The sequence below is a fragment of the Agrobacterium sp. LR_9 genome (assembly GCF_041954855.1).
Classification (GTDB): domain Bacteria; phylum Pseudomonadota; class Alphaproteobacteria; order Rhizobiales; family Rhizobiaceae; genus Agrobacterium; species Agrobacterium leguminum.
Genome location: NZ_JAVAYA010000001.1, coordinates 413,596 through 440,237 on the forward strand (window position 1 = coordinate 413,596; position 26,642 = coordinate 440,237).

Sequence of the window (26,642 nt, forward strand, 5' to 3'; positions counted from 1 at the left end):
AGCGCGGGAGAGGCTTTGCGGACAGGTTCACGCAAGCCACATTTTTTAGACATGGGGGCATGGAACACTGTTCGGGCGTGGTCGATCAATGAATATTGTAATTGGACTTATAATCACCTTCGGCTGCATCATCGGCGGCTATATGGCGATGGGCGGTCATCTGGACGTGCTTGTTCAGCCGTTCGAATTGATGATCATTGGCGGCGCCGGTCTCGGCGGCTTCATTATGGCGAACCCCATGAAGGTCGTGAAGGACTCGGGCAAGGCGCTCGGCGAGGCCTTCAAGCATTCGGTCCCGAAGGAGCGAAACTATCTCGACGTGCTCGGCGTGCTTTATTCGCTGATGCGCGATCTGCGCACGAAATCGCGCAACGAGATCGAGGCCCATATCGACAATCCGGAAGAATCCTCGATCTTCCAGAGCGCGCCCTCGGTTCTGAAAAACAAGGAACTGACCTCGTTCATCTGTGACTATGTCCGCCTCATCATCATCGGCAACGCCCGCAGCCACGAAATCGAGGCGCTGATGGATGAGGAAATCGAGACCATCCTGAACGACAAGCTGAAACCCTATCACGCGATCACCACCATGGGCGATTCTTTCCCCGCCATCGGTATCGTCGCGGCGGTTCTCGGCGTCATCAAGGCCATGGGCAAGATCAACGAATCGCCGGAAGTGCTGGGCGGCCTGATCGGCGCCGCACTCGTCGGCACCATGCTCGGCATCATCCTGTCCTATTCGATCTGCAACCCGCTCGCGTCCCAGGTCAAGATCGTCCGCACCAAGCAGCACCGCCTCTACATCATCGTCAAGCAGACGCTGATCGCCTACATGAACGGCTCGGTGCCGCAGGTCGCGCTCGAATACGGCCGCAAGACCATCTCCAACTACGAGCGGCCGTCGATTGACGCCGTCGAACAGGAGATGATGAACCCCGGCGGCGAAAACAAGGCGGCATGACGATGGCAAAAGCTGCAGCACAACAAGCACCCGCCATCGACACCGCCCTTCTCGCAAAATTGACGGGTGGGTTGTCCGACCGCAAGACGATCGCCAAGATCGGCTCCGATATCGGCCATCTCTACAGCGAATTCCTGCCTGATATCTTCCACAGCGAGACCGGCATCGCCATCGACGTCGAATATGTCGGCTCCGAATCGGGACTGATGACCGACCTGATCGCCAATGTCGGGCGCAACGTCGCGGTTGCCGATTGTTCCCTGCGCAACTGGTGCCCCAATTTCATGATGACGGTCGGCAACGGCTTCGTCATCGCGCTCATGGAGCGCATGCTGGGCGCGTCGCCGGACATGATCGGCGAACCGGACGAGCGCAGCCTGTCCCATATCGAGCTCGACCTCGCGGCCATGGTTCTTGGCCGCATCGCAGGCGTCCTGCGCTCCGGCGTCAACGCGCCGGGCGGTTTTGAAGCGACCATTGAGCCGCCCTTCAATTCCAACGGAAAGAGCGCCTTCGACGAGATGATCGCCGGCCTCTACGGCGTGACCATCCGCATGAAGATCGTTATCGGCAAGGTATCCTCGGAATTCTCGCTGATCGTGCCGCAGCGCCCCCTGCTCAAGACCTCCATCGTTGCCCCCAAGGCTTCAGCCCAGGCGCTGAAGAAGCAGGAGGAATGGATGGAGATGATCTCGGAGCAGGTGAAGCGGTCGCAGGTCACGCTCGAGGCGCGCATCAAGCTTGAAACACTGACGCTCAGGACGATTTCCAAGCTGGTGGCCGGTGATGTCATCCCGTTCCAGGCTCTGAAGCAGGACGATATCGGCGTCGAGGTCAGCGCCAACGGTTCCAAGCTCTACAATTGCGAATTCGGCAAGTCCGGCGACCGCTACATGGTTCGGGTGAAGAACAATGTCAGCACGGACGACGAGATCTTACGACATTTGATGGGTTAAATCCTGCCTGGCCTTTTTGGGTTCTGGGCAGGCTGACGCAAGTTTCAAAGGGAATAATCAGCGCATGGCTACGAAGAAAACACCTGTGACCGATGATGCGGCGTTGCCGTCGTTTGAAGACGGCGGCGACCTCGACCAGGCTATCGGCGATCTGCGTGGCGTCCTCAAGACGGATGCGGAAGGTTCGCTCTCCGATTTCGGCGACTTCGGCGATTTCGGCAGCACGGACGAGGTCTCGACGGATACCGACCTTTCCGCTTTCGGTGGCGGAACGGCCGATTTTGGGATGGATGATTTTGCCGCCGCCCCGCAGGTTGCGGGCGTGAAGGCGCCGCTTGGCAGCGGATTGTCCGAAAACATGGAAATGATCATGGACATCCCGATCGATGTCCAGATCGTGCTTGGCACCAGCAGAATGCTCGTTTCGGGGCTGATGAGCCTTGAAGAGGGCGCAACGATCGCGCTTGATCGCAAGATCGGCGAGCCGGTCGAGATCATGGTGAATGGCCGCCGTATTGCGCGCGGTGAAATAACGGTTCTGGAAGACGACGATACGCGCTTCGGCGTAAAATTGATTGAAGTACTGAGTACGAAGAAAGCCTGATCCCTGTGGGGACGGAGAGGAAAGACCATGATGGACTTCGAGGATTTCGGTAACCCCCTGGCAGGGAAACCGTTGTCTCAGGCCGACAAGGCGGCCGCGGTGCTTCTTGCCATGGGCAAGGGCGTCGCCGGCAAGCTGCTGAAATTTTTCACGCAGCACGAATTGCAGATGATCATTTCCTCGGCCCAGACCCTGCGTGTCATTCCTCCCGATGAGCTTGCCCAGATAGTCGCCGAATTCGAAGACCTGTTCACCGAAGGAACGGGCCTCATGGACAATGCCAAGGCAATCGAGAGCATTCTCGAAGAGGGCCTCACCCCTGAAGAGGTGGACAGCCTTCTCGGCCGTCGCGCGGCCTTCCAGGCCTATGAAGCGTCGATCTGGGACCGCCTGCAGGAAGCCGAGCCGGAATTCGTCGGCAAGTTCCTGCTGCGCGAACATCCGCAGACCATCGCCTATATCCTCTCCATGCTGCCTTCTTCCTTCGGCGCTAAGGTTCTCCTGACCATTCCGGAAGAGCAGCGCGCCGATATCATGAACCGTACCGTCAATATGAAGGAAGTCAGCCCGACGGCTGCCCAGATCATCGAGAAGCGTGTGGTCAACCTCATCAACGAAATCGAGGCCGAGCGTAATGCCGGCGGTTCCACGAAGGTTGCCGATCTGATGAACGAACTGGACAAGCCGCAGGTCGATACGCTGCTCAGCTCGCTCGAGACGCTCAGCAAGGAAGCCGCAAACAAGGTCAAGCCAAAGATCTTCCTCTTCGACGACCTCATGTTCATGCCGCAGCGCAGCCGTGTCCTGCTGCTCAACGATGTCTCGGCCGATGTTCTGACGATGGCGCTGCGCGGCGCCACGATGGAAATCAAGGAATGTGTGCTCTCCAGCATCAGCCCGCGCCAGCGCCGCATGATCGAATCGGACCTTGCGGTGCCGCAGGCCTCGATCAACACCCGCGAAGTGGCAATCGCACGCCGCGCCGTCGCGCAGGAAGCGATCCGGCTCGCCAATTCCGGCCAGATCCAGCTGAAGGAAGCTTCCGCGGAGGAACAACCGGCCGCTGCTTGAGCGGAAGCCGGTTGATAACCCGCCCTTACGGCGGAAGCGGCCATTGCGATGGCCGGTCACGGGCGCTAGTTTCGGGATTGACGGCCTGCCGGGATCGGCGGGCCTTTTTTGATCCCGGAGACGTGCCTTGGCAGACGATCAGGACAAGGACAGTAAAACAGAAGCCCCAACGGAGAAAAAACTCCGTGATGCGGCGGAAAAGGGCAATCTTCCGTTTTCTCGCGAAGTGCCGATCTTTGCGTCGTCGCTCGCCTTTTATTGTTACCTGGTCTTCTTCCTGCCCGATGGCGCCGGTCGTCTTGGCGTCACATTGAAGGACCTGTTCGGCCAGCCCGAACAGTGGGACCTCAGCACCCGGCCGGATGCCCTGTCGCTATTGTATTTTCTCGGCACCTCGATGGCCTATCTGCTCATGCCGGCGATGATCATGTTCATCGTCTTCGGGCTTGCCTCGTCGTTTTTCCAGAACCTGCCGTCGCCGGTGCTTGAGCGGGTGCGTCCGCAATGGTCGCGCGTCTCGCCGGCGAAGGGCTTCACGCGCATCTACAGCAAGCAGGGTTTCGTTGAATTCGGCAAATCCGTATTCAAGATCATGATCGTCTCGGTGATCATGTTCCTTGCCCTGCGTGGCGATTTTTACAGCCTCATCGATCTGATGTTCTCCGATCCGCAGGTGATTTTCGTCCGCGTCGTCGAGATCGTCAAAAAGATGATGGTCGTGATTCTGCTTTCGACCGCGCTGCTTGCCGCCGTCGACGTTTTGTGGACGCGCCACCACTGGTTCAGCCAGCTGAAGATGACGAAGCATGAGGTGAAGGAAGAATACAAGCAGTCGCAGGGCGACCCCGTGGTCAAATCCCGCCAGCGCTCCATCGCCCGCGACCGTGCCCGCCGCCGCATGATCAACAATGTGCCGCGCGCCACACTCGTCATCGCCAACCCGACACACTTTGCGGTGGCGCTGCGTTATGTTCGCGAAGAAGGCGACGCACCTGTCGTCGTCGCCAAGGGTCAGGACCTTATCGCATTGAAAATCCGCGAGATTGCGGAAGAAAACAATATCCCCGTTTTTGAAGACCCGCCGCTTGCACGCTCCATGTTTGCGCAAGTCTCGGTAGATAGTGTGATTCCACCAGTCTTTTACAAGGCTGTGGCTGAGCTCGTTCACCGGGTTTACGCCATGAAGTCATCGAAAATACGGGTTCAATAAAACCAATGAAAAAATCCGCCTATTCCGAACAGCGGGAAATGATCGTCGCAGAGGCGATCAACCCGATTGCCACCGAACTTCGATTGTTAGACCCGGCCGACCTGATTTCGCTGCTTCGATTCGAGTGCTACGGCAGTATCGCCGACCTCGTTTCATCGGCTGCGGAGCTTTATTATCATCCCGGTACGATCAATTTCGGCGCCGGCGGCGAATATAAGCTCGAATGGGAAGGCGCGCCGGAGATCGTCCTCGATCTCGAACTGAAGCCGAAGGGCGCCACGGTCTATGCGCGATTGACGCTCGCCAACGAGCATGCGGCGATTGAGATCAATCACGTCTCGTTTCAGAATCCTTCCGAAAATCCGGACGAGAACACCGAGTTTCTTCGTCAAAGCCTGACGGCTGCCCGATTCGTGCCCACCCGTCAGGGCGAAGCGGCTTAACCGGATCACCCGCTCCCTATTTCCGTCATCTCCGTTGCGCGCGCCGAAATCGCGGGCGCAACAGCCTCATTCCGGTGCGTTTTAATCCGAGCTTGCCTGAAGCCTGCCGGTTTATGCGAAACACGGCTGCGAAAGCGAGGAACGCCTTGCAAATCAGGCTCGTTGTTTGTTACCTATCGTATTAACGATTTGTTAACGAACGGCAGGTCGCGGTGGTCGGTTCAGACCATTGCCGATGCGCATGATGCCCCTGCTCGTTGTCGGCACAGCGCCGGATTTTTTCTTAAATTTTGAGTTGGGTGGACCCCATGACCAGCATTTTGACCAATGCGGCGGCAATGGCCGCGCTGCAAACCCTGCGGATGATCGACAAGAATCTGGAAACGACGCAGGCGCGCGTGTCTTCCGGCTATCGTGTCGAGACTGCGGCGGACAACGCGGCCTACTGGTCCATTGCAACGACAATGCGCTCCGACAACAATGCGCTTTCGGCCGTGCAGGATGCTTTGGGTCTGGGCGCCGCCAAGGTCGATACCGCCTATGACGCGCTTGAAAGCACGATCGAGGTCGTCAAGCAGATCAAGGCCAAGCTCGTCGCCGCCTATGGCGTGGGTGCCGACCGCAGCAAGATTCAGGATGAAATCAAGCAGCTTCAGGAACAGCTGAAGAGCATCTCCGAATCGGCCTCCTTCTCGGGTGAAAATTGGCTGCAGGCCAGTATCAGCAACGGTGGCACGCCGCCGGTTGAAGAATCGATCACCAAAAAGGTCGTCGCATCCTTCACCCGCACTGGCTCGGGCAATGTCGGGGTCACCACCGTTGACTACACGCTCGACAGCAGCACCGTCCTTTTCGACCTCAGTGGCGGAAAGCTCGGTATTCTCGACAAAAACGCCGTTTTCGTCAGTAAGACGGAATATGAAGTCACCCAGACCTCGACGACCGCCGGCACGGCGACGCAGGCGGGTTTTGTCGTACCGAAGCTCACCGACGCAGAAATCGGCGCGCTGAATGCCGCAACGACGGATACGAATACGGATCCGAATGTCTATAGCGACGGCACCGCTAATTATCTCCGCCTTGCCGAAAATGTATGGGTCAAGGTGACGGGGACGGATCCGTCGAGCGGCGGCACCACCGTTTCTCCTGCCTATCGCGACACCAGCAGCAACGACTGGTTTTACGATACCAGCAGCGGAGCAGCTTCGGCCGCTCGTTCCCTCGGCTTTTCCGTTTCCACCCTCGATCTCGGCAATCTCGATATCGTTGCCGCGGCCATGGGCGGTTTTGCCGGCGGCGGCACGACCTATACCGACGCAGACGCCATCGACATGATGATGTCCTTCGTCGACGGGCAGCTTGAGGCGATGACCAGCACGGCTTCCAGCCTGGGTTCGCTGCAGAGCCGCATCAGCATGCAGGACAACTTCGTTTCCAGCCTGATGGATGTGATCGACAAGGGCATCGGCCGTCTCGTCGATGCCGACATGAACGAGGAATCGACCAGGCTGAAGGCGCTGCAGACGCAGCAGCAGCTCGGCATCCAGGCGCTCTCCATCGCCAACGCCAATGCGGAAAATATTCTCCAGCTCTTCAAGTAACGGCTCTGGCCGGCGTGGGCGCGCGGGGATGAATTGGCGCAGGCTTCCTGATCGAGCCCGCCTTCATCCTCGCACAAGTTTGAACACCTAACGTCGGGTCAGTATGGGGCGGATCGCATGGCGTGATCCGGCCGGGAAACATGGAAGAGACGGGCAGGGTAGCAAGGATGACGGTGGTGCCGCCAAACGGCTTAGAGCATTTCCAGGAAAAGTGGACCCCGGTTTTCCGTCCGGAAATGCGGCGAGGCTTTTGCGATTCGCGCGGGCGACGAAACATGTCTGGCCGCTTTCTCCTGTTTTGCCGGGGGCAGGCATGAGCGCGTCCATCGCACGGTTTCTCAAGGACTTCGGTGAAGCGCAACCGCAACCGGCGGCGCAGGCCTTCGGCGACCCGTTGGCCGATACGGATTTCCTGTCCGGCTTTGCCGATGGCGCTTCAGGTTTCGACGAATTTGCTCCCGTCGATGTGGAGAGCGAGAAGCAGGCGGCCTATGACCGCGGCCGCGAAGATGCTGCCCGCGAGATCACCGAGAAGATGCAGGCGGAGCGGGAAGAGCTGATCGCTGCCCATGCGGCCGAACTGGAGGCCCTACGTTCGGGTCACCTCGAAGAAATCGCGGCTTCCCTGTCCCGTGGTCTGCGCGAGGGTATCGACGCGATTGCGGCCAATCTCAGCGAACAGACCGCCAATATCCTTGCTCCGGTCCTGACGGAAAAGCTGTCGCTGAAGGCAGTCTCGGCGCTGGCGGATGTGGTGCGTAGCGCCATGCCGGATGGCGAAGGGGTCACGCTTGTCGTGAAAGGCCCGAAAGATTTGTTCGATCGGCTGAAGACGCAGCCGGGCTTTGAAGAAGAAACGATGAAATTTACCGAGACCACCGATATCGATCTTTCCGTCGAGTTGGGTGAAAGCGTGTTCGTGACGCGCATGTCCGCCTGGGCGTCCAGTCTTCGCAAGGTGATGAAATGAGTGAAGGCGAAAATCACCACCACGGTAAAAACGAGATCATCATCGTCAAGCGCCACAAGGGCGGTCATGACGGCGCCCATGGCGGCGCGTGGAAAATCGCCTATGCCGACTTCATGACGGCGATGATGGCGTTCTTCCTCGTCATGTGGCTGGTCAATGCCGCCAATGAGGAAACCAAGGCCTCGGTCGCCAGCTATTTCAACCCGATCAAGCTGTCCGATGAGAAACCCTCATCCAAGGGGCTGGAAAAGCCGGTGGACAAGGAAGAGGGCGTCCAGAAGAAGGACCAGTCCAACATCCAGGCGGAAAAGGTCACCAAAGGCTCGGCCGCGGCGACGGGCGAAGACCTTACCTCGCAGACCGGTGAGCAGTCGAACTTCTCCGAAGCGGACTTTTTCGAAAATCCCTATTCCGTGCTGGCGGAAATCGCCCAGCAGGTGGGCCAGCAGGCCAATGTCAGCGCCAAGGGCGAGGGCGGCGCCGCCGATTCCGGCCCGGCGACCGGTGCTAGCGGCGGTGAAGCCTATCGCGACCCGTTCGATCCCGATTTCTGGACCCAGCAGGTGAAAATCACCCGCGCCGATCAGCCGCAGAAACCGGTTGAACATCAGCAAGTCGCCGAGAGCAAACAGGAGGATGCGGCCGAAAACGCTCAGGCGGTCGCGCTCAAGGCGTCCGAGACACTGGCCGACAAGGCGGAAGACGGCAAACCGATGGAAGTCGCCGCCGTTGTGCCGCAGCAGCGCCCCGGTGCGGCCGAGCAGGCAGCGCTTGCACAGCCAAAGCCGGACGAGCCGCGCCAGGCGAGCGATGCAGAGCAAAAGGCCAGCGACGCCGACTGGGAAAAGGCCGACACGCTGCGCGAAGAGATCGAGAAGCAGATATCCGGCATTACCGGCAAGCTTTCCGAAGGTCTGGTGGTGACGCCGGCCGAAGGCGGATTGCTGCTCACCATTTCCGACCAGACGGAAACGCCGATGTTCAATATCGGATCGGCCGTTCCCCGGCGTGAAATGGTTCTGGCCATGGAAAAAATCGGCAAACTGCTTCAGGAGCGCGGTGGCAGCGTGGTGATACGCGGCCATACCGACGGACGGCAGTTCAAGGGCGAGGCCAATGACAACTGGCGGCTTTCCATGGATCGCGCCCATAGCGCCTATTACATGCTGGTGCGCGGCGGCCTGTCGGAAGAGCGGGTAAAGCAGGTCTCGGGTTTTGCGGACCGCAGATTGCAGGTGCCGGCGGACCCTCTGGCGGACGCTAACCGCCGCATCGAAATTCTGCTTGAGGCCGATCGGGGGTGAGTGTGACGAAGACCTCGAAACGCTGGCTTCTTCTTGCGGCGACGCTTTGCGGTCTCGGCTCCGAGCCGGGCAGAGCGTTTTCGCAGTCGCAAGACAATCTCATGCCTTATGCAATGCTGCGCTCCCTGCAATTCGTGCAGGATTCGGTCGCCATGGGCGACCATTCCGCTTCGGAAATGCAGCGGTTTCTACTCCAGACCATCGATGAGCGGCTGAAGAGCGCGCCTTCGGCGATCTTCAAGGATCCGCGCAATGTCGATGCGGCGCTCATCTATGCGATGAGCGGCGGCAATCCGGCCACGCTGGAACTGCTGGTCGCGCGCGATGTCGATGGCAATTTCGATAGCCGCGTTGCCGATATCCTGCGCAAATACCTCTCCGGCAAGGGAACGCTTGTCGCGCAGAGCATTGCGGCCATGGTGCCGGAATATCGCGGCAAGCGGATTGGCGCCTACCTTGCGCTGATCGGCGGCAATGTGACGATCCCGCGCGATCCGCTGGCGGCGCTTGGTTTTTACGATATCGCCCGGCTCGAAGCGCCGGGTACCATCGTCGAGGAGGCCGCATTGCGCCGTTCGCTCGCCATCGCGGTCGAGGACGGCGATGCGGCACGCGGCGTCGAATATGCGCAGCGTTATGCGCGGCGATTCCTGCATTCACCATATGCCAGCCAGTTTGCGGACCTTCTGGTCTCGCTGGTGGTCAAGCGCGCCGATTCCATCGGGGAGGAGGCGATACAGGAAACCTTCGCCATGATGGATACAGAGAGGCAGAAGGAAGCCTATCTGCGGCTTTCCCGCCTCGCGGCGATCAGCGGCAAGGATTCGCTGGCGCGCATGGCGGCGTTGAAGGCGAAGGCGCTGTCTCCTGCTCTGCCGGGTGAGCCGGAAGTGCAGGCAAATCTCTATGAAAGCCTTTCCAACATCGGCACGCCCGATGTGGTGAGCGCAATCGAGACAATAGGGCAGATTCCCGAAGCGCAGCTTTCGGATCGGGACAGGGCCTTGCGGGAGGCGGCAAGAGCGATTGCCGAGCAGGTGGTTCGTCCTCCTTCCCCGCAGTCCGGCGTCGAGGCTGACACTGCGGTCACGAAGGAGACCGGGCGGAATGCGCCCGAAAACGAAGCGAACGCTGCCGATGCAAGAAGCATATGGCGGGTCGAAACCCAGAAGGCTGACGATGAGGGCGACAACGTGCGGCAACTCGTGACGAGCGGTCGCAGCAAGCTCGATGAAATCGACAGCCTGTTGAAGAAAGGCGAGGGGGCACCATGATCGACGCAGCCATCAATGCGATAATGAATGCGCCGCCATCCGATCCGCGCGCCGGCAGCGCCAGCGTCAGGGACGACGCCAAGGGCGCCAGTTTCGGCGATGCCCTTTCCACGGTTCGGGACGAGCGCCCGCCGCAGGCGCTGCATTCGCGGCATCAGCAGGACGAGAACCCGGCTGAAGAGCAGCAGGCGCAGCCCGATGGCGAGGCGGAAAAGATGGATGTCCCGGTCAAGCGGCCCGCAACATTTCTCAATGTGATCGTCAACGAGCATGTCGGCGAAGGTCGTGCCCAGGAGACGGTGGCCGAGTTTCAAAACGCCGTGAAAACGGCGCGCACAACGCCGGAAAACGGCAAGACCGGCAAGAAGCTCAAGGACGACGCCGACAAGGACGCCGAGGTGACGGACGATACGATCGATCCGAAGCTGGCGGAACTGCAGCTGGTGACGGCCAATGCCGCCGATATGGCGACGGCCAAGACACCGCTTGAGGAAATTGCACAGGCGATTGCCGGCAAGGCCGACGCGGTGAAATCAGACCGTGCTGAACCTGTCCGGGGCAAGGTCGAGCATTCGGTCAAGGACATGCCGACAGGGATCGCACCAGCCGGTAATGAGGCGGGTTCTGCTTCGGAAAACGAGGGGGATGCCTCGGCATTCCGTTTTTCGTCTCCGCGCTCAGGCGCGGCGCGGGCTCTGGATATGAGCACCGTTCAGCGTGAAGGCCGTGTCGAGTTCGATGCACGCGAAAGCACCGGCAAGGCGACCGACACCATAACGGTTCTCGATTCACGGCGGTTCATCGGCCTGGCGCCCTCGACCAACGCGTCGGCCCTGACCGGCCTGATCGTCAACGATCCGGAATGGGTGAGCGCCATGCAGCCCGGTTCGTCGCTCTCCAATGCGGCGGCCCAGAGCAGCACCGGCAAAGTCGTCCATACGCTGAAGCTGCACATGACGCCGATCGAGCTTGGATCGGTGACAATGTCGCTGCGTCTTGCCGGTGACGAGCTTGCCGTTCACATGACGGTGGAGAGTGTTGCGGCCTATAAAAAGCTCCAGGAAGACAGCAAGAGCATCCTCGATGGCCTCAAGGCGCAGGGTCTGACGGTCGATAACATCACCATCAGCATCGCTTCTTCCGACAAGAGTGACCAAACGGGCACACAAGGCAACAATCAGCAAAATCAGCAGGCGCAGCAGCAGGGTCAGCAGGCCGCCGCCGGGCGCAACCGTGACGAGTCCGGAGCACGGGGCGACCGGCAAGGCAATGGCGATAATTTGGGGGTGCATAATGAAGGCATGGATGGCGTTTCTGGCTCTGCCCGCTCTTCTGCTGACAATGGCGTCTACCTCTGAGAACGCGTCCGCTTCGGCAACGTCAGGTGTCTGTGAAAGAGAGATCCAGTCGGCGGCCCGCAAATATGGCGTGCCGGAGGGAATTCTCTATTCGGTGGGGCTGACCGAAACGGGCCGCAAGGGGCGTCTCGACCCCAATGCCATGAATATCGAGGGAAAACCGGTATTTGCCTCCTCCACAGAGGAAGCTTTGACCACTTTTGAGGCGGCGAAGCGCAACGGCGCCAAGCTGATCGACCTCGGATGCATGCAGATAAATCATTATTTCCATGGCGAAAACTTCGCATCCGCACGGGAAATGTTCGATCCTCGCCGCAATGTGGAATATGCCGCCATGTTTCTGCGCAACCTCCACAACAGGCATGAAACCTGGACCATGGCGGTCGCGCGCTATCATGCCGGCCCCAACAATGATCCGGCGCAGAAGAAATATGTCTGTCGTGTCATCGCCAATCTGGTGGCGACGGGCTACGGAAAATGGACCGCCAACGCGAAAAATTTCTGCGACGGTTAACAACCTGAAATTGCTTTAAGGCGCCGCGGGACTCGTATTTTGAAATGTGGCGATAGATTGATCGAAAAAAGGCAGTTCAAGCGGTTTTTTCGGAATTTTGAAATTTCTACACAAAAATTTTGTGCCATATATGGTTAATACCCACTATATATAGATCAAATCGGCACAAAATGGTTAATCAATTATTAATATCTATCGATGATTTCCTACAGTTGTCCCTGAATCGCCCGATTCGTACCAATGCCTCATTGGAAAACACCACACTGATTCGGAGGCGGACGAATGATCGTAGTGGTTGATGAGCGCGAGCTCGTTAAAGACGGCTATACATCTCTATTTGGGCGTGAGGGCATTCCCTCGACCGGGTTCGATCCGGTCGAATTCGGGGAGTGGGTCTCGACGGCGGCGGAAAGCGATCTTGCGGCTGTGGAAGCCTTCCTGATCGGCCAGGGCGACCGGAGCTTTTCTTTGCCGAAGGCGATCAGGGATCGCACGACGGCCCCGGTGATCGCGGTCAGCGACCAGCCCTCGCTGGAATCGACGCTGGCGCTTTTCGACAGCGGCGTCGACGACGTCGTGCGCAAGCCGGTACACCCCCGTGAAATCCTTGCACGTGCGGCGGCGATCCGTCGCCGATTGCAGGTCATCTCGAACTTCACCGATGCTGGACCGATCCGGGTTTTCTCCGACGGCCGCGACCCGGAAGTGGGTGGTGAAGTGTTCCCCTTGCCGCGCCGTGAGCGCCGCATCCTCGAATATTTGATCGCCAATCGCGGACGCCGCGTTTCCAAGGCGCAGATTTTCAATGCCATCTACGGCATCTTCGATGACGACGTCGAAGAAAACGTCGTTGAAAGCCACATCAGCAAGCTGCGCAAGAAGCTGCGTAAGAAGCTTGGCTACGATCCGGTCGATTCCAAACGTTTCCTCGGCTACAGCATTGATTGGCAATGATTTTCATTGACCCGCGTGGTCTTTTTCAAACGCGGTATTTCCGACAGCTTCACGCAAGCCAAACGCTTTACCTTCTCCCTGAAAGATGACCACGAGGGTTTTTGAATGAGTATTTTCGGCACTATGCGAACCGGTGTGTCCGGCATGAATGCGCAGGCGAACAAGCTGGGCACCGTGGGCGACAACATCGCCAACGCAAGCACCACCGGCTACAAGCGCGCATCGACGTCGTTCTCCTCGCTCGTTCTGCCCTCCTCGTCGGGCAGCTACGCGTCCGGCGGCGTGCAGTCCAACGTTCGCTACAGCATTTCGGAGCAGGGCAACCTCTCCTACACCACCTCCAGCACCGACCTTGCCGTTCAGGGCAACGGTTTCTTCGTGGTTCAGGACGGTGCAGGCACACCCTACCTCACGCGCGCTGGCTCCTTCCAGAAGAATTCGGAAGGTTATCTGGAGAATGCGGCAGGCTTCATGCTGATGGGTTACCCTTACGGCGCCAACCCGCCGGCTGCGGTCGTCAACGGCTTTACCGGCCTTGAAGCCATCAATATCAATGACTTCGGTCTGACGGCGTCTCCCTCCACACAGGGCAGCTTCCCGGCCAACCTTAATCGTGATGAGGCAATCGTTGCTGCGGGATCGCGCCCAAGTGCCAACGTCGCAACGTCGACGGTTGGCAGCAAGACGTCGCTCACGGCGTTCGACAGCGGCGGAGCCAAGGTTCTTTACGACTTCTATTACACGCGCATTGACAACGATGCCTCCGGCAATCCGCAGTGGGAAGTGTCCGTTTATCGTCAGGATCAGTCGACGGATGGCGGCTTCCCCTATACGGCAACCGCCCCGGCTACGCTCGTCAAGGAAACGGTCACCCTGACCTTCGATCCCGCCACCAACAAGCTCACCACCGGATCGGATAGCTCGATCACGATTAATGACAACAACAGCGGCGTGGCGCAGGCGATCGAGATCGACCTGTCGCAGATGACGCAGTTCTCCTCGAAGTTCACGCCTGGCACCGCTGTTCTGAACGGTAACGGCCCGAGCCAGATCAAGGACGTCGAAATCGGCAAGGATGGCCTGGTGACGGCGGTCTATCAGGATGGCGGTCGCCGCAATATCTACCAGCTGGCGCTAGCCACGGTGCCGAGCGTCGACAATCTCAGCCCGCAGAACGGTAACGTCTATCTGCCTAGCAACGAGTCGGGTGTCGTGACCATCGGCTTCGCGCAGACCGGCAGCTTCGGTTACATCCAGAAGGGCGCGCTGGAAGGCTCGAACGTCGATATCGCCAGCGAACTCACCGACATGATTGAATCCCAGCGTATCTACACAGCGAATTCGAAAGTCTTCCAGACTGGATCGGATTTGATGGACGTCCTGATCAATCTGAAGAGATAATACTTCTCACGAGGACAGATGAATGTCGCTCACGTCAGCAATGAATACTGCGCAGTCGATTTTCAATAATACAGGTAAGCAGACGGACGTTACCTCCAAGAACATTGCCAATGTCGGCAATGCTAACTACGTCAAGCGAACCGCCATTCTCGGCACGACCATGGCTGGAGCGAGTATCGTCTCCAACGGCCGTGCCCAGAATGAAAGTCTTCTCAGGCAGACGATTTCCAGCTCTTCTCTCGCTTCCGGCCAGAGCACGGTTCTGACCGGCCTTGAGGAAATGAAGAGCATTTTCGGCGGCAACGATTATGAGAGTTCGCCGGCCACCTATATGAAGGAACTGCTGAAGAGCCTGGACGCTTACGCCGCCAAGCCGAGCGATGCCGCTCTGGCCGCAACGGCCGTCACCTCGGCTACCGATGTCGCCAGTTCCCTGAACAAGGCCTCGAACGAATTGCAGGCGATGCGTCTGCGCGCCGACAAGGAAATCGCCCTTCAGGTCGACAAGCTGAACGGGCTGCTTGCGAAGTTCGAGGAAGCCAACAACGAGGTCAAGGCGCAGACGGCGATCGGCGGCGATCCAAGCGACGCTCTCGATCAGCGCGAGACGCTGCTGAAGGACATTTCCTCCATCATCGGCATCAATGTCGTCAATCGTCCCAACAACGACGTGGCGCTTTATACGACGGATGGCGCGACGCTGTTCGAAATCGTGCCGCGCAGCGTCACCTTCAAGACGCAGCCGGGCTATGATGCGACGACCACGGGCAACGCAATCTATGTCGATGGCGTAGCGCTGAAGGCAGGAAGCGGCAGTAACACGACGTCTGAGGGCTCGCTTCAGGGCCTGATGCAGGTTCGTGACGATCTGGCGCCGACGATGCAGAGCCAGCTCGACGAAATCGCCCGCGGCCTCATCACCATGTTTGCGGAAAAGCCGGCCGACGCGACCAGCGGCCTGCCGGATATGCCGGGTCTCTTCACCTACGGCTCGCCGGCGGCGACGACCATTCCGGCAGACGGGATTGTCTCTCCCGGGCTCGCAGCCAGCATTACCGTCAACCCGGCGTTAATTATTTCCAAAGGTGGCAATCCGGAATTGTTGCGCGACGGCGGTATCAACGGTACCGATTACGTGATCAATACCGCAGCGTCGGGGGGAACCGGTTTCTCCGAGCTGATCCGCAGCTATGTTACTGCTTTCGACGCGCCCATGAATTTTGCCGCGTCGACACGTATCGATACGAATACCAGCATCCTGAAATACGGCACCAACTCGATGGGGTGGCTCGAACAGGAACGTTCCGGCGCGACTTCTGCCAACGAAGCGAAAAGCGCGCTTTATGAGCGCTCCGCCACGTCCTATTCGAACAATACGGCGGTCAGTCTGGACGAGGAACTGTCGCTGCTCATGGATATCGAGCAATCCTACAAGGCCGCGACCAAACTGGTGACGACCGTTGACGAAATGCTCAAGTCCCTGATGGACATGGTGAGGTAAACGATGAAAACGTCATTCATTTCATCGCTGGCGATGCAGAACAGCATGCGCAGCACCATCCTCAAGGCTCAGCTCGAGATGACCAATCTCAATACCGAGCTGACGACGGGCAAGCATGCCGATCTCGGCGTGACGCTGGGCGCCAACACCGCCCGCAGCCTCGATCTCAATCGCGATATCGACCGCATCTCTTCGCTGGTGAGCGTCAATTCGATTGCAACGCAACGCCTCAAATCCTCGCAGACGGCGCTGGACGGCATGGCGCAGGCCGCACAGGAAATTCAGAAGGTTCTCGTCCCCAACACCAGCAGCGAAGCGCCGACGCTGACGACGGTTGCCAAAACCATCTCGAATGCCTTCAACAATTTCACCAGCTTCGCCAATACGGCGGTCAATGGCGAGTTTCTGTTCTCCGGCATCAATACGGATGTGAAGCCCGTCGATGACTATTTCGCTGAAGGGTCTACCCTGAAGGAAGCCTATGAGACCGAGCTGAACGCATTCATGGCGGCGCAGACGCCGGCGGTTGGCGACATCACCGGCCTCTCCAAGACCCAGGCCGAAGCCTTCATGACCCATATCGAAGGTGTGTTCAACGGCACCACGACGGTAACGAACCCGCCCCATAGCAGCCTGACGGCCGGCCAGAACTACGATTTCTGGACGACCTTCGGCTCCAAGGCGAGCGACACCAACATGACGAGCCGCATCAGCCAGAACGAGGTCGTGGAAACCTCCAGCAACAGCAATTCGCAGGGCATGCGTTATTTTGCACTTACGGCGATGACGGCGATGACCTTCCTCGACGAAAAGGTGGATAGCGGCGTTCGCGAAATGGTGGCGACCAAGTCGGTGACCAATATCGGCACCGCCATCAGTGGCCTGAACCAGCAGCAAAGCCAGCTCGGCCTTTCGGAAAGCCGCGTTTCGAAGGCCAATGATTCGCTCGCAGCCCAGAAGAAGATCATCGAAACGCATCTGCTGGATATTGAGGGGATCGATACCTACGAGGCGAAGACCCGCCTCGATCTGCTGCAGCAGCAGATTGAAATCGCATACAGCCTCACGTCGCGTCTGCAAAAAATGAGTCTGGTGAACTACCTCTGATGAACAGGGGTGGCGGCAGATAAAGGATACATGAATGTACCAGTTTTCCTACGCCGAAATCATGGAGGATGGTGTCGCCAACGCGAAGGATCGCGAGCGGCAGGCGTTGACAAAATCGATCGACCTTCTGGTGGAGGCAAGGGATTCCTCTTCGCAGCGCCACACGATCGAAGCGCTTTTTTACACTCGACGGGTCTGGATCCGCTTCATTGAGGATCTCAAGCAACCCGACAACCAGCTTGCCATGGAGCTCAGGGCCAATCTGATTTCCATCGCGATCTGGATATTGAAAGAGTGCGAACTGATCCGGAAACGTCAGTCGACGAATTTCCAGGGCATAATTGACGTGACAACCATCATCAGGGATGGACTTAAATGAAAAGTACACTTCGGATTTCGCTGAAATCGGGCGAAAAGATTTTTATCAACGGCGCGGTTCTGCGTGTGGATCGCAAGGTGGCGCTCGAATTCCTGAACGATGTCACGTTTCTGCTTGAAAACCACGTTCTGCAGCCCGATCAGGCGACGACGCCGCTCAGACAGCTTTATTTCATCGCGCAGATGATCCTCATCAACCCGGAAGGGCGCGACCAGTCTACCAACATGTTCCGCAAGTCGGTCAGCATGCTCCTGAACTGCTTCCAGCATGACGAGGTTCTGGCGGAACTCAAGCGGATCGACGGGCTGGTTGCCTCGGGCAAGGCTTTCGAAGCGCTGAAGGCCATTCGCGGTCTCTACCCGATCGAGGAAAAAATCCTCAACAATCAGGAAATGACCCCCGCAACGATCGAGCAGATTCGCAAGGAGATAGCACCATGGCGGTAGATGCAGTCACTTCGGCAGCGTCAAATCCCTGGGCCAATGCCGGGGCGAGCAGCTCCGACGGCAGCGCGGCGTCGCTGAACTACGACAGCTTCCTGAAGCTCCTCATCGCCCAGATGAAGAACCAAGATCCGACCAGCCCGATGGATGCCGGCGAGCAGATGTCGCAGCTCGCAAGCTTCTCGCAGGTCGAGCAGACCATCAAGACCAACACCCATCTGAAGAGCATGCTGCAGGCGGAAGCCCTGACGCGCGCCTCCGATCTGGTCGGCAAGACGGTCAAGAGCGCCGACGACACCGTCACCGGCGTGGTGAAGGAAGTCGAGGTCTATTCGGACGGCGTTGTCGCCATCACCGAAGCTGGTGACAAGGTGCTGCTGCAGGCCGGCGTGACCTTCTCCAACGGCCCGATTACGAGTACATCTGATAGCGGAACCGATTCGGATAGCGCGACCGGTTCCTGACATTGAAGAGGCGGCATGACGCCGCCTTTCCGGATTGAGGATGCGACGATGAACGAGGCCGATGCGCTTGACATCATGCAGGCGGCTGTCTGGACGGTTCTCGTTGCGGCCGGTCCCGCGGTTCTAGCCGCCATGATCGTCGGTGTCGTCATCGCCTTCATTCAGGCCCTGACCCAGGTTCAGGAAATGACGCTGACCTTCGTTCCCAAGATCGTCACGATCATGCTCGTGCTCGGCGTCGCCGCGCCCTTTGTGGGCGCGCAGATATCGCTCTTTTCCAATCTCGTCTTTTCCCGCATCCAGTCCGGCTTCTGACGCCGTCCGCTGCGGATGCCACCTTCGCGCAAGCTTCAGCCGCTAGGGATAGGCGCAAAGCATCGGGCCGAATTGCGTGCGCTTTTCGAAAACCGGTGCCGTGGAACCGTGCGGCGGCTTTTCCGTCGCCCTTCTCATGAAGAGACAGGACGAATTTATGGCGCAACCACCAGTCATCTCCTTGCCCAAGGTCAGTCCGAGCACGCGTGACATCGGTTTCGCACTGGGCATCGTGGCGATCCTCTGCGTTCTCTTCCTGCCCATTCCGGTCATGCTGGTGGATATCGGTCTGGCCTTTTCGATTGCGCTTTCGGTCCTCATCCTCATGGTGGCGCTCTGGATTCAGCGGCCGCTGGATTTCTCGTCCTTCCCAACCGTGCTGCTGATCGCGACGATGATCCGCCTGTCGCTGAACATCGCGACGACGCGCGTTATCCTCTCCCACGGCAATGAAGGGCCGACGGCGGCGGGCGGGGTGATTGCGGGCTTCTCCAGCCTCGTCATGTCCGGCGATTTCGTGATCGGTCTGATCGTCTTCCTGATCCTGATCACCGTCAACTTCATCGTCATCACCAAGGGTGCGACGCGTATCGCCGAAGTCGGCGCACGTTTCACCCTGGACGCCATTCCCGGCAAGCAGATGTCTATCGATGCGGATTTGTCCGCCGGCATCATCGACGAAAAGGAAGCGCAGCGCCGCCGTCGCGAGCTGGAAGAGGAAAGCTCCTTCTTCGGCTCGATGGACGGCGCCTCGAAATTCGTGCGCGGTGACGCCATTGCCGGCCTCATCATCACCGCGATCAATATTTTCGGCGGCATCATCATCGGTTATTTCCGCCACGGCATGCCCATTGGCGAAGCGGCCGACGTTTTCGTCAAGCTTTCGGTCGGTGACGGTATCGTCTCGCAGATCCCGGCCCTGATCGTATCGCTGGCAGCCGGCCTTCTGGTCTCGCGCGGCGGCACCGCCGGCTCGACGGACCAGGCGGTCGTCAACCAGCTGAGCGGTTATCCGCGCGCGCTGATGGTCTCGGCCATGCTGATGGGACTGCTCGCCATCATTCCGGGCCTTCCCTTCCTGCCCTTCATCTTCCTCGGCGGCATCATGGCCTTCGGCAGCTGGTATATTCCGCGCCAGGCGGAGGCCGAAAGCGCGCTGCGGCGTCAGGAAGAGGAGAACAAGGTTCTCCAGACCACCGAGGCGGAAAAGGATTCGGTAAAGCAGGTGCTGAAGACGGCCGAGATCGAACTGGCGCTCGGCAAGCAGGTTTCCACCCGCCTTCTCGGGGCGCATCAGGAACTGGCCTTCCGTGTCGGCAAGATGCGCAAGAAATTCGCGACCCAATACGGTTTCGTCGTGCCGGAGATCAAGGTTTCCGACGACATCATGATCCCGGAAAAGGCCTATCAGATCCGCGTTCACGGCACGACCATCGCGTCCAGCAACCTGCGCGTCGGCGACGTTCTTGTCGTGACCGGGGCAGGGCGCAAGCCGAGCATTCCCGGTGACGAAATCCGCGAACCGGCTTTCGGCATGCCCGCCGTCTCGATTCTCGAAACCTTCACCGAGGATCTGAAACGCGAAGGCTTCCATCCGATCGACAACGTCTCCGTGGTGCTGACGCATCTCAGCGAAGTCATCCGCAACAACCTGCCGCAGCTCCTGTCCTACAAGGACGTCAAAATCCTCATCGACAGACTCGATCCGGAATACAAGAAGCTGGCCGACGAGATTTGCTCGTCGCACATGTCCTATTCCGGCCTGCAGGCGGTGCTGAAACTGCTGCTCGCCGAGCGCGTATCGATCCGCAACCTGCATCTCATTCTCGAAGCGGTCGCCGAACTTGCGCCGCATGTGCGCAAGACGGAACAGATCGTCGAACATGTGCGGGTGCGCATGTCGCAGCAGCTCTGCGGCGATCTTGCCGACAATGGCGTGTTGCGCGTCCTGCGCCTCGGCAACAAATGGGACATGGTCTTCCATCAGGCGCTGAAGCGCGACCAGAAGGGCGAAATCGTCGAATTCGACATCGATCCGCGCCATCTTGAGGAGTTTTCCGAGCAGGCATCCAAAGTTATCCGTGAATTCATGGATCGCGGCCTGCCCTTTGTCCTTGTAACCTCGCCGGAAACGCGGTCCTATGTGCGCATGATTATCGAGCGACTCTTTGCGACCCTGCCGGTTCTTTCGCATGTGGAACTGGCCAAGGGTCTCGAGATCAAGATTCTGGGCGCCATTTCATGATAACCGACCCGCAGGGGACAATCATTGCATTGTTCCTTGCCATCTGCCGTATCGGCGCATGCTTCATGACCATGCCGGGCTTTTCAAGCTCGCGCATTTCGCCGCAGATTCGCATGCTTCTGTGCGTCGCGGTGTCCATGGCGCTTCTGCCCGTGCTGTGGGACACGATTTATCCGAAAGTTTCCGGCGCAAGCCAGGGCACGGTCGTCGGCCTCATCTTCACAGAGGTCGTCATCGGTTCGATGTATGGCCTGATCGCGCGGTTCTACACCCTCGGTTTCCAGTTCACCGGTGCGCTCATCGGCGCTTCCATCGGTCTCAGTGCGCCGGGCGGGGCCGATGTGATCGAAGACGTGCAGGAAAACCAGATATCCAACTTCATCACCTTCGGCGGCCTGCTGGTTCTGTTCATATTCGATTTCCACCACATCGTCCTCAAAGCGCTGGTGGATTCCTACACCGCCACGCCGGTCGGTGCGCTGATCAGCGGCCAGAAGATGCTGATTACGCTGACCGACACGCTCAGGGCCTCTTTTTCGATCATGCTGCGTCTTGCCAGCCCCTTCGTGATTTACGGCTTGATGTTCAACGTCGCGGTCGGCCTCATCAACAAGCTCGCGCCGCAGATTCCGGTCTTCTTTATCTCGACACCCTTCGTTCTCGCGGGTGGTCTTTTCATGCTTTACCTGTCGGTCGCGGCCCTCATCCGCCAATTCGTGGATGGTTTCGGGCCCGTCTTCATCGGCTTTTGATCGGGGGAAATGCGATGGCTTCGGACAAGCGCTCGGCCAAACTCAAGCGTCTGGTAACCGTCCAGCGGCATATGGAAAAAATGGCCGAAGTGGAACTGGCCGATACCACCCGCACACGGGCGGAAGTTGCGCAATCCATGGAGAACGTGCTGGAAGCCATGAGTTCCATGGAACCGGTGCATCAGACATTTTCCCGGCACTATTCGGACCGCTACGGCCGTCTCGTCGTCCAGGACCGCCAGCTTGAAGGCGTTCAGCAGTTTCAGGAAAACAAGGTCCTGAAAGAAAAGACCAAGGCTGACCGGCTGGAGGACAGGATGCACCTTGCGCGCGATCTTGAGGACCGCGAGGCCGACGATAATGCAATCTATGATTTGTTAGAAATTACGAATGTTTCCCAGACACCAGCCTCCAGCAAGGTTGGCGATCCATAGTCTGTCCCATTGTTGCATCGCGGGCGTTTTTGACGACGTCTCCGGCGATGTTTCTTGATGGAGCGGATGCGCCGGCTTTCTGTGCCGCCCATTCGTCAGCTCGGGAGATCTGGACGTGGCGATATCGGTGATAAGTGATCTGGTGATGGATGTGGTTCGCGCTGCGGACCCCCAGGAAGTTCAGGTCGCCCAGGAAAAACTCAAGGCGAACAAGGCGGCTTTTGCCGCAACCAGCCTTGCCGATGCCGGCAAGGGCTTTGGCGCCGCGGTCGACATGCTGGATGGCGCCTCCTCGAAGGCTGGTCTCGGCGACACCAATATTCGCGCGGCCCGCACCGAAATCCCGGAAACATACCGCAAATATGAAGCCTCGGTGCTCCAGACCTTCGTGGCCAACATGCTGCCGAAAGACAGCGAGGAAGTTTACGGCAAGGGCAATGCCGGCGAGATCTGGAAGAGCATGATGGCCGAACAGTTTGCCGACACGATTTCCAGAAATGGCGGCGTCGGCATCGCGGAACAGGCTTACAAGGATGCGCTTCGGAAGGCTGAAAGCAAAGGCATTACCGACGTATCGATGAATGAAAAAGACAATAATGCTGCAATTCGGATGGTGGCGGAGTTCGAGCGGCAGGTCCTCGGCGTTTCCAATGAGAAAACGGACGAGGCTTGAGAATGAAAAACCTTAACGAGGAGACAAGCATGGACCTTATGTCGAACGACCACCGTATCCAATCCGTTCTCGGCCGCCTTGAGATGATCATCGACAACGAGAACGACAATATCGGTAAGGACCCCCAGTTCGATTTCAAGGTCTCCAACGCCCACAAGAGCCGTTGCCTCTATGAGCTGACGATGCTGTTCCGCGATACGCCGCGCGAGGAAATCGCCGCCGGTTACATGGAGCAGGTCAAGGGCATCAAGTCCAAGCTCGCCACCAATGCCAGCCGCGTCGAGGCGCATCTGAATGCGGTTCGCGCGGTTGCGGACCTCTTGAAGAACGCGATCCAGGAAGCCGATACGGACGGCACCTATTCGCAGGAACAGTTCATGTACGGCGCAGCCTCCTGATGTTGAAGCTTCTTCTCACTGGCGTCTGGGTTTGCGCCGTCACGCTCGGCGCGGTGTATTTCTCCGTCCAGTTGGCGACGGCGCCCGCGCCGGATGAGGCGGGGGCGAAAAAGGCCAATCTGCAACTGGTCAAGGGCGAAAGCATCACGATCCCCGTCATCAATGATGGCGGGGTAAACGGCTATTTCCTCAGCCGCATTTCGCTGCGCGTCGACAAGACCAAGATGGCGAAGATCGAGCTGCCGGCAACGCAGTTGATGACCGATGAACTGTTCACGCTGCTTGCGGGTTCTTCCATGGTCAATATCGCCAATATTTCCACCTTCGATCCAGAAGCCTTCAAGCAGCGCATCCGCGAGGGGCTGAACAAAAGGCTCGATGACGAGGTGGTCGAGGACGTGCTGATCGAACAGCTCGATTATCTGTCGAAAGCCGACATCCGCGAGCAGAACGGCAATGGCACGCCCCGTTCGGTCAAGCTCGTCGAGGGCGAGAAGGCTGAAGCCGGGAAAGAAGCGGCGCCAAGCCACTGACGACCAGCAGGCGAGGGGCGTCGGCCGGATAAGGGATGCGGAGCATCGTTCTGGTTAATTGTCTCTTGCCGCATCCCCAGGCATTCTAGAGATTGCTTTCAAGCTAAATTCAACCTGCACCTGTATAACAAGTCCATGAACCACTATCCCGCAGACCATGCATTGGATCGGTGGCGATGGGTTTGGCATTTGGGGGTTGGCAATGAGTTTCGCGTGGCCGGAATCGCAACGGAATATCCACGGACTGCGCGTCTGTGATCTCGACTGGAATGGGGCGCTGGAATTGGTCAGCGGCAGGGCGTCTGCCTGTGAAGGACACACGATGCTGTCCTTTCTCACCATCGAGAAGGCGAAGCTTTCGCTCAAGGACAACGCCTACCGGCAGATTCTGGAAAGCTGCCTGCTTCTGCCGCAGGGCAAGGCAATGAGGGCCGCCGCGCGCAGCGAGAATGGGGAGCCTTTGCCTGCGCCCATCGATGGCGTCGCCTTTGTGATGGCGCTTCTGACCTATATGGCTGTGCCCAAGCGTATCGGTGTGGCGGGAGATGATGCGGCGCAGATCGGCGAGGTTCTCGCCAGATTGCGGGCGCACGCGCCCTGGCACGATTTCGTCATGCTGAACCGCGATGCATCGGGCGTTAAGGTGGATGTTCTGCTGGCGGGAATGTCGAAGGAAAACCAGGAGACATGGCTGCACCGCACCGTCAGCCGTGAGAATGCACGGGTCACCATCGCGGTTGGCCCGCTGTTCAAGGTCCTGTCTTCGGAAGTGGCCGGCATGCCGGAAATTTTCCGCAAGCTTCACATGAGCTGGCTCTACAGCCTCTGCGCCGAACCCTGGCACATCGCGCTCGGCAAGAGCTGATGCCGTTCTCGCAGGCATTGCGTTAACCATTTGTTTGCCACGATCCTTTAACCTCTCGTAAGGTTTTGACAGTCGCCCGTTACGGGCGGCACCGAGGGCGGCAGACGGCTTCAGATGGTTGATGACAATCCGGACATGATGGCGATCCGCCCTGACGAGAATGATGTCGCTGTGCCCGTATCGCAATGGCGCAGACATTGTCGGCGGCTCCTGACGTCCGGCTGCATCGCCGCTGCCACCGTTGCCGGGGCTGCCCTTCCGCTTCTGCTGGTCGATTCGGGCTTTCGCGGTTATGTTTCGCAGGCCCGGATCGAGGTCTCACAGACCGCTTACGATGCCCCCGATGCTGCCCGCTTTCTGGCGATGGCGCGTCGTACCCTGCTTTCACCCTCCGGGCTCGACCGTATAACCGCCGATCTCAAGCTGAAGTCCGCCGATATGGTCGGCGTTCGCAATCAGGGCGAGCTTGGCCTGCTTTTCGACCTTCTGACCGGCGCGGATGCGCGTCCGCTATCCGAGCGTGAGGCGGTGAACGGTGCGGTGGGCGAAGCGATCCGGCTGGAACTCACTCCGGATGAAAATACGCTCATCGTGACCGGCAAGGCCGCAACGCCGGAAACCGCCATGCGGCTGACCGATTACCTCTCGATGCGTGTGATCGCCGATGGCAAGGCCGGCACCATGACTCCTGCCATGCGCGAGACGGAGAGGGCGCGGACAAGGCTCGATGAGGCGGAAGCGGCGCTAAACGGTTTCCAGATGCGCCACGGTGACGCCGTGATGGCCGAGGCGCAGCAACTCGAACAGCAGCTGCGCGACGTAAACGACAGTCTGGCGCGAACCACCCGGCAGCAATTGGCCATTCAGGCCGATCTGACGGCGGCTTCGGCGCTGAAGCCGAATGATGTCTTTGCGAAGCCTCTGCCGGCCGGCGTGGGTTTTTCAGCGCTTGAGGATATCAGGCAGAAACACTCGACCGCCAGCATGGCGCTTGCTGCGGTTTCGGTCGATTACGGCCCGAAACACCCCCGCCGCATCGCCGCCCAGAATGCGGTGGATGCCGCACAGGCGCTTGCCGCCCCCGCATTGCGGCAATTGCTGGAAGGCCTGCGGGCGGATGAAAAGCGCATCTCTCAGGAGATCGCGACCGCCAATGGCGAGCAAAAGAAATACCTCGACCGCCTGAACGAACTCGGTGTCGCCCCCGGCGAGTTCTCCAGATTGCAGGGCGAACTGGAAACGGCGCGAAATGTCTATCTCGAGGCAAGCGAACGCCGCGACCTCTCCGCCTCCGCCACGCCCGCGGTCGAGACCCGTTTGGTGAAAAAGGCCGCCCCCGGCGAGTTGACCCGCGATCTGACGCAAGCTGCCATGCTGGCGGGCGGCGGCGCCTTGATCGGCCTGATGGGCAGTCTTTATCTCCTGAGCTACCGTCGCCATGATGAGGAAGAGGAGGGCGCATTGCTCAGCGAAGAGGGCGCGCAACTTCCATCCTCCGTCGAGCCGCCGGTCGAGTCTCTGCAGATTTCCGAATTCGAACCGATCGAGCCCGCTGTGTTCGACGATCTGCCGGACGTCGCCGCAGAGGACATCAAGCCGGAGGAAGACGGCTTTGCCGATTATTACGGCGAGGCCGTCAATGACGACGACGACATGCCGCTGGACGAGCGCGTGCGGCAGGTCCTGATGGGCAACCGCACGGTCAGGAGTGCTGATCCGGCCTCTTCCGGACTTCCACCGCTTCTGGCCGAAGCCTTGGCCGGGGACTTCGACCATGCCCAGGCCGAAGCCGAGGAACTGATGGAATTGCGACGCGAACTGGCGTTCCTGAGAGAGCGTCTTGCCGATTACGCCGATCGCCGCGAAGACTACCGCAAAACAGCCTGAAAACGCCGCATTTTCGCTTGCATTC

General features: G+C 59.0%; 28 protein-coding genes. All 28 read left to right on the forward strand.

Features of this window, described 5'->3' with window-relative positions:
* Window positions 1–88 precede the first annotated feature (88 nt).
* The 28 genes from motA (at window position 89) to RAC79_RS02200 (ending at window position 26,617) form a co-directional block, all read left to right on the forward strand.
* Entirely contained in the window at window positions 89–961 is an 873-nt protein-coding gene (gene motA / locus RAC79_RS02065; RefSeq protein ID WP_020010426.1) for a flagellar motor stator protein MotA, read from the forward strand.
* Window positions 958–1,917, forward strand: a complete 960-nt coding sequence (locus tag RAC79_RS02070; RefSeq protein ID WP_065654455.1) for a FliM/FliN family flagellar motor switch protein — start codon at window positions 958–960, stop codon at window positions 1,915–1,917. Before motA ends, RAC79_RS02070 begins: the two co-directional genes overlap by 4 nt.
* A 64-nt stretch (window positions 1,918–1,981) precedes the next feature.
* On the forward strand, window positions 1,982–2,521 hold the full coding sequence (fliN, locus tag RAC79_RS02075; protein ID WP_065654454.1) for a flagellar motor switch protein FliN: 540 nt from the start codon (window positions 1,982–1,984) through the stop codon (window positions 2,519–2,521).
* A 27-nt stretch (window positions 2,522–2,548) separates the two neighbouring features.
* On the forward strand, window positions 2,549–3,592 hold the full coding sequence (gene fliG, locus RAC79_RS02080) for a flagellar motor switch protein FliG (RefSeq protein WP_020811423.1): 1,044 nt from the start codon (window positions 2,549–2,551) through the stop codon (window positions 3,590–3,592).
* Window positions 3,593–3,719: 127 nt separating this feature from the next.
* Window positions 3,720–4,802, forward strand: a complete 1,083-nt coding sequence (gene flhB / locus RAC79_RS02085) for a flagellar biosynthesis protein FlhB (RefSeq protein WP_004432517.1) — start codon at window positions 3,720–3,722, stop codon at window positions 4,800–4,802.
* Between the two features lie 5 nt (window positions 4,803–4,807).
* Window positions 4,808–5,245, forward strand: coding sequence for a hypothetical protein (locus RAC79_RS02090; protein WP_004432518.1), 438 nt, complete (start codon window positions 4,808–4,810; stop codon window positions 5,243–5,245).
* A gap of 308 nt (window positions 5,246–5,553) precedes the next feature.
* Complete coding sequence (locus tag RAC79_RS02095; protein ID WP_065654453.1) at window positions 5,554–6,846, forward strand: flagellin; 1,293 nt, start codon at window positions 5,554–5,556, stop codon at window positions 6,844–6,846.
* 313 nt (window positions 6,847–7,159) lie between these two features.
* Window positions 7,160–7,816, forward strand: coding sequence for a hypothetical protein (locus RAC79_RS02100; protein ID WP_174043915.1), 657 nt, complete (start codon window positions 7,160–7,162; stop codon window positions 7,814–7,816).
* Window positions 7,813–9,120: a MotB family protein gene (locus tag RAC79_RS02105; protein WP_174043917.1), complete on the forward strand. Its 1,308-nt coding sequence runs from the start codon at window positions 7,813–7,815 to the stop codon at window positions 9,118–9,120. The genes RAC79_RS02100 and RAC79_RS02105 overlap by 4 nt, the downstream gene beginning before the upstream one ends.
* Window positions 9,117–10,394: a chemotaxis protein MotC gene (gene motC, locus RAC79_RS02110; RefSeq protein WP_174038800.1), complete on the forward strand. Its 1,278-nt coding sequence runs from the start codon at window positions 9,117–9,119 to the stop codon at window positions 10,392–10,394. Before RAC79_RS02105 ends, motC begins: the two co-directional genes overlap by 4 nt.
* Complete coding sequence (locus RAC79_RS02115) at window positions 10,391–11,752, forward strand: flagellar hook-length control protein FliK (RefSeq protein WP_174038801.1); 1,362 nt, start codon at window positions 10,391–10,393, stop codon at window positions 11,750–11,752. Before motC ends, RAC79_RS02115 begins: the two co-directional genes overlap by 4 nt.
* Complete coding sequence (locus RAC79_RS02120) at window positions 11,700–12,266, forward strand: lytic transglycosylase domain-containing protein (RefSeq protein WP_059760571.1); 567 nt, start codon at window positions 11,700–11,702, stop codon at window positions 12,264–12,266. The genes RAC79_RS02115 and RAC79_RS02120 overlap by 53 nt, the downstream gene beginning before the upstream one ends.
* Before the next feature lie 282 nt (window positions 12,267–12,548).
* Window positions 12,549–13,220 (forward strand): response regulator transcription factor, encoded by a 672-nt coding sequence (locus RAC79_RS02125; protein ID WP_004432529.1) that lies wholly within the window; start codon window positions 12,549–12,551, stop codon window positions 13,218–13,220.
* Window positions 13,221–13,325: 105 nt separating this feature from the next.
* Window positions 13,326–14,621: a flagellar hook protein FlgE gene (locus RAC79_RS02130; protein ID WP_065654448.1), complete on the forward strand. Its 1,296-nt coding sequence runs from the start codon at window positions 13,326–13,328 to the stop codon at window positions 14,619–14,621.
* 22 nt (window positions 14,622–14,643) lie between these two features.
* Window positions 14,644–16,122 (forward strand): flagellar hook-associated protein FlgK, encoded by a 1,479-nt coding sequence (flgK, locus tag RAC79_RS02135; protein ID WP_065654447.1) that lies wholly within the window; start codon window positions 14,644–14,646, stop codon window positions 16,120–16,122.
* Between the two features lie 3 nt (window positions 16,123–16,125).
* On the forward strand, window positions 16,126–17,229 hold the full coding sequence (locus RAC79_RS02140) for a flagellar hook-associated family protein (RefSeq protein WP_065654446.1): 1,104 nt from the start codon (window positions 16,126–16,128) through the stop codon (window positions 17,227–17,229).
* Between the two features lie 34 nt (window positions 17,230–17,263).
* The gene (gene flaF, locus RAC79_RS02145) at window positions 17,264–17,608 is read left to right on the forward strand and encodes a flagellar biosynthesis regulator FlaF (protein ID WP_004432537.1); all 345 of its coding nucleotides are present in this window, start codon (window positions 17,264–17,266) and stop codon (window positions 17,606–17,608) included.
* Window positions 17,605–18,054, forward strand: coding sequence for a flagellar biosynthesis repressor FlbT (flbT, locus tag RAC79_RS02150; RefSeq protein ID WP_003503362.1), 450 nt, complete (start codon window positions 17,605–17,607; stop codon window positions 18,052–18,054). The genes flaF and flbT overlap by 4 nt, the downstream gene beginning before the upstream one ends.
* A complete protein-coding gene (gene flgD / locus RAC79_RS02155; protein WP_065654445.1) occupies window positions 18,045–18,515 on the forward strand; it encodes a flagellar hook assembly protein FlgD in 471 nt (156 codons plus the stop codon). The genes flbT and flgD overlap by 10 nt, the downstream gene beginning before the upstream one ends.
* Window positions 18,516–18,563: 48 nt before the next feature.
* Entirely contained in the window at window positions 18,564–18,830 is a 267-nt protein-coding gene (gene fliQ / locus RAC79_RS02160; RefSeq protein WP_003503352.1) for a flagellar biosynthesis protein FliQ, read from the forward strand.
* Between the two features lie 157 nt (window positions 18,831–18,987).
* On the forward strand, window positions 18,988–21,075 hold the full coding sequence (gene flhA / locus RAC79_RS02165; protein WP_004432552.1) for a flagellar biosynthesis protein FlhA: 2,088 nt from the start codon (window positions 18,988–18,990) through the stop codon (window positions 21,073–21,075).
* Window positions 21,072–21,827 (forward strand): flagellar biosynthetic protein FliR, encoded by a 756-nt coding sequence (gene fliR / locus RAC79_RS02170; RefSeq protein ID WP_020812910.1) that lies wholly within the window; start codon window positions 21,072–21,074, stop codon window positions 21,825–21,827. Before flhA ends, fliR begins: the two co-directional genes overlap by 4 nt.
* 14 nt (window positions 21,828–21,841) lie before the next feature.
* Window positions 21,842–22,261 carry a hypothetical protein gene (locus RAC79_RS02175; RefSeq protein ID WP_137002902.1) on the forward strand — a complete coding sequence of 140 codons (420 nt, stop codon included), beginning with the start codon at window positions 21,842–21,844 and terminating at the stop codon, window positions 22,259–22,261.
* Between the two features lie 115 nt (window positions 22,262–22,376).
* The gene (locus tag RAC79_RS02180) at window positions 22,377–22,934 is read left to right on the forward strand and encodes a rod-binding protein (RefSeq protein WP_065654443.1); all 558 of its coding nucleotides are present in this window, start codon (window positions 22,377–22,379) and stop codon (window positions 22,932–22,934) included.
* 29 nt (window positions 22,935–22,963) lie between these two features.
* Window positions 22,964–23,332 carry a hypothetical protein gene (locus RAC79_RS02185; protein WP_026363659.1) on the forward strand — a complete coding sequence of 123 codons (369 nt, stop codon included), beginning with the start codon at window positions 22,964–22,966 and terminating at the stop codon, window positions 23,330–23,332.
* Entirely contained in the window at window positions 23,332–23,865 is a 534-nt protein-coding gene (locus RAC79_RS02190) for a flagellar basal body-associated FliL family protein (RefSeq protein ID WP_004432561.1), read from the forward strand. The genes RAC79_RS02185 and RAC79_RS02190 overlap by 1 nt, the downstream gene beginning before the upstream one ends.
* A gap of 202 nt (window positions 23,866–24,067) precedes the next feature.
* Window positions 24,068–24,730 carry a WecB/TagA/CpsF family glycosyltransferase gene (locus RAC79_RS02195; protein ID WP_174038802.1) on the forward strand — a complete coding sequence of 221 codons (663 nt, stop codon included), beginning with the start codon at window positions 24,068–24,070 and terminating at the stop codon, window positions 24,728–24,730.
* A 114-nt stretch (window positions 24,731–24,844) separates the two neighbouring features.
* Window positions 24,845–26,617, forward strand: a complete 1,773-nt coding sequence (locus tag RAC79_RS02200) for a GumC family protein (RefSeq protein WP_125144804.1) — start codon at window positions 24,845–24,847, stop codon at window positions 26,615–26,617.
* Window positions 26,618–26,642 lie beyond the last annotated feature (25 nt).

Coding starts and splice junctions, on each gene's coding strand:
- motA (WP_020010426.1), top strand. CDS start 89: ATGAATATTGTAATTGGACTTATAATCACCTTCGGCTGCATCATCGGC.
- RAC79_RS02070 (WP_065654455.1), top strand. CDS start 958: ATGACGATGGCAAAAGCTGCAGCACAACAAGCACCCGCCATCGACACC.
- fliN (WP_065654454.1), top strand. CDS start 1,982: ATGGCTACGAAGAAAACACCTGTGACCGATGATGCGGCGTTGCCGTCG.
- fliG (WP_020811423.1), top strand. CDS start 2,549: ATGATGGACTTCGAGGATTTCGGTAACCCCCTGGCAGGGAAACCGTTG.
- RAC79_RS02090 (WP_004432518.1), top strand. CDS start 4,808: ATGAAAAAATCCGCCTATTCCGAACAGCGGGAAATGATCGTCGCAGAG.
- RAC79_RS02095 (WP_065654453.1), top strand. CDS start 5,554: ATGACCAGCATTTTGACCAATGCGGCGGCAATGGCCGCGCTGCAAACC.
- RAC79_RS02100 (WP_174043915.1), top strand. CDS start 7,160: ATGAGCGCGTCCATCGCACGGTTTCTCAAGGACTTCGGTGAAGCGCAA.
- RAC79_RS02105 (WP_174043917.1), top strand. CDS start 7,813: ATGAGTGAAGGCGAAAATCACCACCACGGTAAAAACGAGATCATCATC.
- RAC79_RS02115 (WP_174038801.1), top strand. CDS start 10,391: ATGATCGACGCAGCCATCAATGCGATAATGAATGCGCCGCCATCCGAT.
- RAC79_RS02120 (WP_059760571.1), top strand. CDS start 11,700: ATGGCGTTTCTGGCTCTGCCCGCTCTTCTGCTGACAATGGCGTCTACC.
- RAC79_RS02125 (WP_004432529.1), top strand. CDS start 12,549: ATGATCGTAGTGGTTGATGAGCGCGAGCTCGTTAAAGACGGCTATACA.
- RAC79_RS02130 (WP_065654448.1), top strand. CDS start 13,326: ATGAGTATTTTCGGCACTATGCGAACCGGTGTGTCCGGCATGAATGCG.
- flgK (WP_065654447.1), top strand. CDS start 14,644: ATGTCGCTCACGTCAGCAATGAATACTGCGCAGTCGATTTTCAATAAT.
- RAC79_RS02140 (WP_065654446.1), top strand. CDS start 16,126: ATGAAAACGTCATTCATTTCATCGCTGGCGATGCAGAACAGCATGCGC.
- flaF (WP_004432537.1), top strand. CDS start 17,264: ATGTACCAGTTTTCCTACGCCGAAATCATGGAGGATGGTGTCGCCAAC.
- flbT (WP_003503362.1), top strand. CDS start 17,605: ATGAAAAGTACACTTCGGATTTCGCTGAAATCGGGCGAAAAGATTTTT.
- flgD (WP_065654445.1), top strand. CDS start 18,045: ATGGCGGTAGATGCAGTCACTTCGGCAGCGTCAAATCCCTGGGCCAAT.
- fliQ (WP_003503352.1), top strand. CDS start 18,564: ATGAACGAGGCCGATGCGCTTGACATCATGCAGGCGGCTGTCTGGACG.
- flhA (WP_004432552.1), top strand. CDS start 18,988: ATGGCGCAACCACCAGTCATCTCCTTGCCCAAGGTCAGTCCGAGCACG.
- fliR (WP_020812910.1), top strand. CDS start 21,072: ATGATAACCGACCCGCAGGGGACAATCATTGCATTGTTCCTTGCCATC.
- RAC79_RS02175 (WP_137002902.1), top strand. CDS start 21,842: ATGGCTTCGGACAAGCGCTCGGCCAAACTCAAGCGTCTGGTAACCGTC.
- RAC79_RS02185 (WP_026363659.1), top strand. CDS start 22,964: ATGGACCTTATGTCGAACGACCACCGTATCCAATCCGTTCTCGGCCGC.
- RAC79_RS02190 (WP_004432561.1), top strand. CDS start 23,332: ATGTTGAAGCTTCTTCTCACTGGCGTCTGGGTTTGCGCCGTCACGCTC.
- RAC79_RS02195 (WP_174038802.1), top strand. CDS start 24,068: ATGAGTTTCGCGTGGCCGGAATCGCAACGGAATATCCACGGACTGCGC.
- RAC79_RS02200 (WP_125144804.1), top strand. CDS start 24,845: ATGGTTGATGACAATCCGGACATGATGGCGATCCGCCCTGACGAGAAT.